This window comes from Streptomyces sp. ICN903, from assembly GCF_022015835.1.
GTDB lineage: Bacteria > Actinomycetota > Actinomycetes > Streptomycetales > Streptomycetaceae > Streptomyces > Streptomyces fenghuangensis.
In genome coordinates, this window is the sequence record NZ_JAKMAY010000399.1 from 1 (window position 1) to 4,353 (window position 4,353).

Here is a 4,353-nt window from a genome sequence, read left to right on the forward strand (position 1 = left end):
CCTCCCCCCTTTCCACTCCCCTGGAGCGAACGACCATGACTCAGCAGTCCCCTCGCATCGTCGACCTCTCCCAGACCGCGCCCAACCGCAGGCGCGGAGGCGACCTGCGCGCCATGCTCACCCCCACCACCGTCGGCTCCACCAGCGGTTTCATGGGCCTGGCCATCGTGGAGCCCGGCGACCGCATCGGCGAGCACTACCACCCGTACTCCGAGGAGTTCGTCTACGTCGTCAGCGGCCGCCTCGAGGTGGACCTGGACGGGGAGCCCCACCCCCTCTCCCCGGACCAGGGCCTGATGATCCCCGCGTACATGCGGCACCGGTTCCGCAACGTCGGCGACACCGAGGCCCGCCTCGTCTTCCACCTGGGTCCGCTGGCCCCCCGCCCCGAGCTCGGGCACGTCGACACCGAGGAGACCACGGCGGACCGGGCCGCGCAGCCCACCGGAGTGTCCTCGTGACGCGACGCGTGGCCGTCACCGGCCTGGGCGTGGTGGCGCCCGGCGGTATCGGCGCCGAGGCCTTCTGGGACCTCCTGGCGAACGGCCGCACCGCGACCCGGGGCATCACCCTCTTCGACCCGGCGGGCCTGCGCTCACGGATCGCCGCGGAGTGCGATTTCGAACCACTGGCGCACGGCCTGACGGTGCAGCAGACCGAACGCTGCGACCGCTACGTGCAGTTCGCGCTGGTCGCCGCCGCGGAGGCGGTCGGCGACGCCGGTCTGGAGACGGAGCGCGAGGACCCCTGGCGCCTGGGTGTCAGCCTGGGCACCGCGGTCGGCGGCACCACTCGTCTGGAGCACGACTACGTCCTGGTCAGCGAGCGGGGCTCGCGCTGGGACGTCGACCACCGGCGGGCCGGCGAGCACCTGCACCGCGCGTTCTCGCCCAGCACGCTCGCCTCGGCGGTCGCCGAGGAGTTCGGCGCCCGCGGCCCGGTGCAGACCGTCTCCACCGGCTGCACCTCCGGGCTGGACGCCCTCGGCTACGCCTTCCACGCCATCGAGGAGGGCCGCATGGACGTCTGCCTCGCCGGCGCGGCGGACTCCCCGATCTCACCGATCAGCATGGCCTGCTTCGATGCCATCAAGGCCACCTCCCCCAACAACGACGACCCCGCGCACGCGTCCCGGCCGTTCGACGCCGACCGCGACGGTTTCGTCATGGGAGAGGGCGGCGCGGTGCTGGTGCTGGAGGAGCTGGAGCACGCCCGGGCCCGCGGCGCGCGCGTGTACTGCGAGATCACCGGCTACGCCACCTACGGCAACGCCTACCACATGACCGGACTGACCAGTGAGGGCCTGGAGATGGCGCGGGCGATCGACACCGCCCTGGACCACGCCCGCCTGGACGGCACGGACATCGACTACGTCAACGCGCACGGCTCGGGCACCCGGCAGAACGACCGCCACGAGACCGCGGCGGTCAAGCGGTCCCTGGGCGCACACGCCTACGACACGCCCATGAGCTCGATCAAATCCATGGTGGGCCACTCCCTCGGCGCCATCGGCTCCATCGAGGTCGCCGCCTGCGTCCTGGCACTGGACGGCCAGGTGGTGCCGCCCACCGCCAACTACGAGACCCCGGACCCCGAGTGCGACCTGGACTACGTGCCGCGCGCGGCACGTGAGCGGAGGCTGCGGAACGTGCTGTCGGTGGGCAGCGGCTTCGGCGGCTTCCAGTCCGCGGTGGTGCTGAGCGGGCCGGGCTGGAGGACACCATGAAACCGCCAGGCGCGCGGCGCGCGGTCGTCACCGGCATCGGAGTCGTCTCGCCGGGCGGAGTCGGCGCGGAGGCCTTCTGGAAGTCGGCCGCGGAGGGACACAGCCTTCTGGACCACGTCTCCCGGGAAGGCTGCGGCCATCTGCCGCTGAAGGTCGCGGGCGAGGTCCGCGGCTTCGACCCGGCCGCCGTGATCGAGGGCAGCCACCTCGTCCAGACCGACCGGTTCACCCACTTCGCCATGGCCGCCACCTCCCTCGCCCTGGAGGACGCCCGGTTCGGCCGCGCCGACATCGGCTCCCCGTACTCGGTGGGCGTGGTCACCGCCGCGGGGTCCGGGGGCGGCGAGTTCGGGCAGCGCGAGCTGCAGAAGCTGTGGGGACAGGGCTCGCGCCACGTCGGCCCGTACCAGTCCATCGCCTGGTTCTACGCGGCCAGCACCGGCCAGATCTCCATCCGCGGCGGTTTCAAGGGGCCCTGCGGTGTGGTGGCCGCCGACGAGTCGGGCGGTCTGGACGCCCTGGCTCACGCCGCCCGCGCCGTGGTGCGCGGCACCGACACCGTCGTCGCCGGTGCGGCCGAGGCTCCGCTGGCCCCGTATTCGATGGTCTGCCAGCTGGGCTACCCCGAACTCAGCACCGGGAGCGACCCCGAGCGCGCCTACCGGCCCTTCACCGCCGATGCCCGCGGCTTCGTGCCCGCCGAGGGCGGGGCGATGCTCGTGCTGGAGGAGGAGGGCGCGGCCCTCGACCGCGGGGCCGAGCCCCGCGCCGTGGTCGCCGGCCACGCCGCCACCTTCACCGGGGCGTCCCGCTGGGATCGCTCCCGCCAGGGGCTGGCCCGGGCGATCGGCGCCGCGCTGGCGGAGGCGGACTGCGCGCCCGAGGAGGTCGACGTCGTGTTCGCCGACGCCCTCGGCACGGCGGAGGCCGACCGGGCCGAGGCGCTGGCGATCACCGACGCCCTGGGTCCGCACGGCCGGCGCGTACCCGTCACCGCTCCGAAGACGGGGACCGGCCGCGCCTACTGCGGGGCGCCCGTGCTGGACGCCGCGGCGGCCGTGCTCGCCATGGAGCACGGCCTGGTGCCCCCCACACCCAACGTCTTCGACGTCTGCCACGACCTGGACCTGGTGACCGGCCGGGCGCGCTCCGCGGAGCTGCGCACCGCCCTGGTCCTCAGCCGGGGACTGATGGGCTCGAACGCGGCGCTGGTGCTGCGGCACGGCGCCGAACCCCCCACCGACCGAAGGAGTGCATCCGCATGACCGACCAGATGACGGGCCAGGTGACCGTCGAGGAACTGGCCGCGCTGATGAAGCAGACGGCGGGCGTCGCCGTGGACCCCGGCGACCTGCGGCAGCGGGCCGGCTCCGGTTTCGACGCCTTCGGCCTCGACTCGCTCGGGCTGCTGGGCGTCGTGGGCGAACTGGAGAAGCGCTACGGCCGGGACATGCCGGAGCGGGCCGAGCAGTGCAGGACTCCCCGCGAGTTCCTCGACTTCGTCAACGGCGTTCTGACAGCGGAGGCGTGAGATGGCCGGACACACCGAGAACGAGATCGTCATCGACGCGCCCCTGGACCTCGTCTGGGAGATGACCAACGACATCGAGAACTGGCCGCGGCTGTTCAGCGAGTACGCCTCCGTGGAGATCCTCTCGCGCGACGGTGACACCACCACCTTCCGCCTGACCATGCACCCCGACGAGAACGGCACGGTGTGGAGCTGGGTGTCACAGCGGACCGCCGACCGCGACACCCTCACCGTACGGGCCCACCGCGTGGAGACGGGCCCCTTCCAGTACATGGACATCCGCTGGGAGTACGCGCAGACCCCCGAGGGCGTGCGGATGCGCTGGACGCAGGACTTCGCGATGAAGCCGGACGCACCGGTCGACGACACGTGGATGACGCGGAACATCAACCGCAACTCCCGCGTCCAGATGGCCCTGATCCGGGACCGGATCGAGCAGCGCGCCCGGCGGGCCGGCGAGCCCGCGGCGATGGCCGACTGAGAAGGGATCCCTTCCGTGCACCACACCCTGATCGTCGCCCGGATGGAACCGGGGGCGGCGCCGGACATCGCGAAGGTGTTCGCCGAGTCCGACCGCGGCGAACTGCCGCATCTGGTGGGCGTCGCCCGGCGCAGCCTCTTCCAGTTCGGCGACGTGTACATGCACCTCATCGAGAGCGAGCGGGATCCCGGACCGGCCATCGCGCAGGCCGTGGACCACCCGGAGTTCCGCTCCGTCAGCGAGCGGCTGACGGCGTACGTCCGGCCGTACGACCCCCAGACCTGGCGCGGCCCGAAGGACGCCATGGCGCGGTGCTTCTACCGCTGGGAGCGCGACGGAGCGACCGTGCCGCCGCGCTGACGGGCCCGCCCTGCCGCAGGGGCCGGGACGACCGGGCGGACGGGGACCGGTGCGACCGCTCCCCGTCCGTCCGGTCGTCCTGTCTTCCGCACTCCTTCGGATGCGCCGTCCCCGGAGACGGGCCGGCCCGCGCCGCCGGGGCGTGACGGCCCGGTGCCGCCGCCCGTTGCGGGCCGGCCGGGGGCGGTGACGGACGCGGCGGAGGCCGGCCGGCGCACGAGCCGGCCTCCGCCGCGTACCGGTCCCGTCATGTCC

The 4,353-nt window shown here is 73.4% G+C and carries 6 protein-coding genes; all 6 read left to right on the forward strand.

The window, feature by feature from the left end; genetic code table 11:
- Positions 1–35: 35 nt before the first annotated feature.
- The 6 genes from L7D48_RS26545 to L7D48_RS26570 are packed head-to-tail and all read left to right on the forward strand — an operon-like array spanning position 36 to position 4,098.
- On the forward strand, positions 36–461 hold the full coding sequence (locus L7D48_RS26545) for a cupin domain-containing protein (RefSeq protein ID WP_237883277.1): 426 nt from the start codon (positions 36–38) through the stop codon (positions 459–461).
- The gene (locus L7D48_RS26550) at positions 458–1,726 is read left to right on the forward strand and encodes a beta-ketoacyl synthase (RefSeq protein WP_237883279.1); all 1,269 of its coding nucleotides are present in this window, start codon (positions 458–460) and stop codon (positions 1,724–1,726) included. The genes L7D48_RS26545 and L7D48_RS26550 overlap by 4 nt, the downstream gene beginning before the upstream one ends.
- Entirely contained in the window at positions 1,723–2,991 is a 1,269-nt protein-coding gene (locus tag L7D48_RS26555; protein WP_237883281.1) for a beta-ketoacyl synthase N-terminal-like domain-containing protein, read from the forward strand. The genes L7D48_RS26550 and L7D48_RS26555 overlap by 4 nt, the downstream gene beginning before the upstream one ends.
- Entirely contained in the window at positions 2,988–3,257 is a 270-nt protein-coding gene (locus tag L7D48_RS26560; protein ID WP_093848769.1) for an acyl carrier protein, read from the forward strand. Before L7D48_RS26555 ends, L7D48_RS26560 begins: the two co-directional genes overlap by 4 nt.
- A gap of 1 nt (position 3,258) precedes the next feature.
- Entirely contained in the window at positions 3,259–3,738 is a 480-nt protein-coding gene (locus L7D48_RS26565; protein ID WP_237883283.1) for an SRPBCC family protein, read from the forward strand.
- A 15-nt stretch (positions 3,739–3,753) separates the two neighbouring features.
- Positions 3,754–4,098: a TcmI family type II polyketide cyclase gene (locus L7D48_RS26570; protein ID WP_237883285.1), complete on the forward strand. Its 345-nt coding sequence runs from the start codon at positions 3,754–3,756 to the stop codon at positions 4,096–4,098.
- Positions 4,099–4,353: the final 255 nt, after the last annotated feature.

Bases quoted from the DNA above. Each gene is read 5' to 3' on its own strand.
- L7D48_RS26545 (WP_237883277.1), top strand. From the start codon at position 36: ATGACTCAGCAGTCCCCTCGCATCGTCGACCTCTCCCAGACCGCGCCC.
- L7D48_RS26555 (WP_237883281.1), top strand. From the start codon at position 1,723: ATGAAACCGCCAGGCGCGCGGCGCGCGGTCGTCACCGGCATCGGAGTC.
- L7D48_RS26560 (WP_093848769.1), top strand. From the start codon at position 2,988: ATGACCGACCAGATGACGGGCCAGGTGACCGTCGAGGAACTGGCCGCG.
- L7D48_RS26565 (WP_237883283.1), top strand. From the start codon at position 3,259: ATGGCCGGACACACCGAGAACGAGATCGTCATCGACGCGCCCCTGGAC.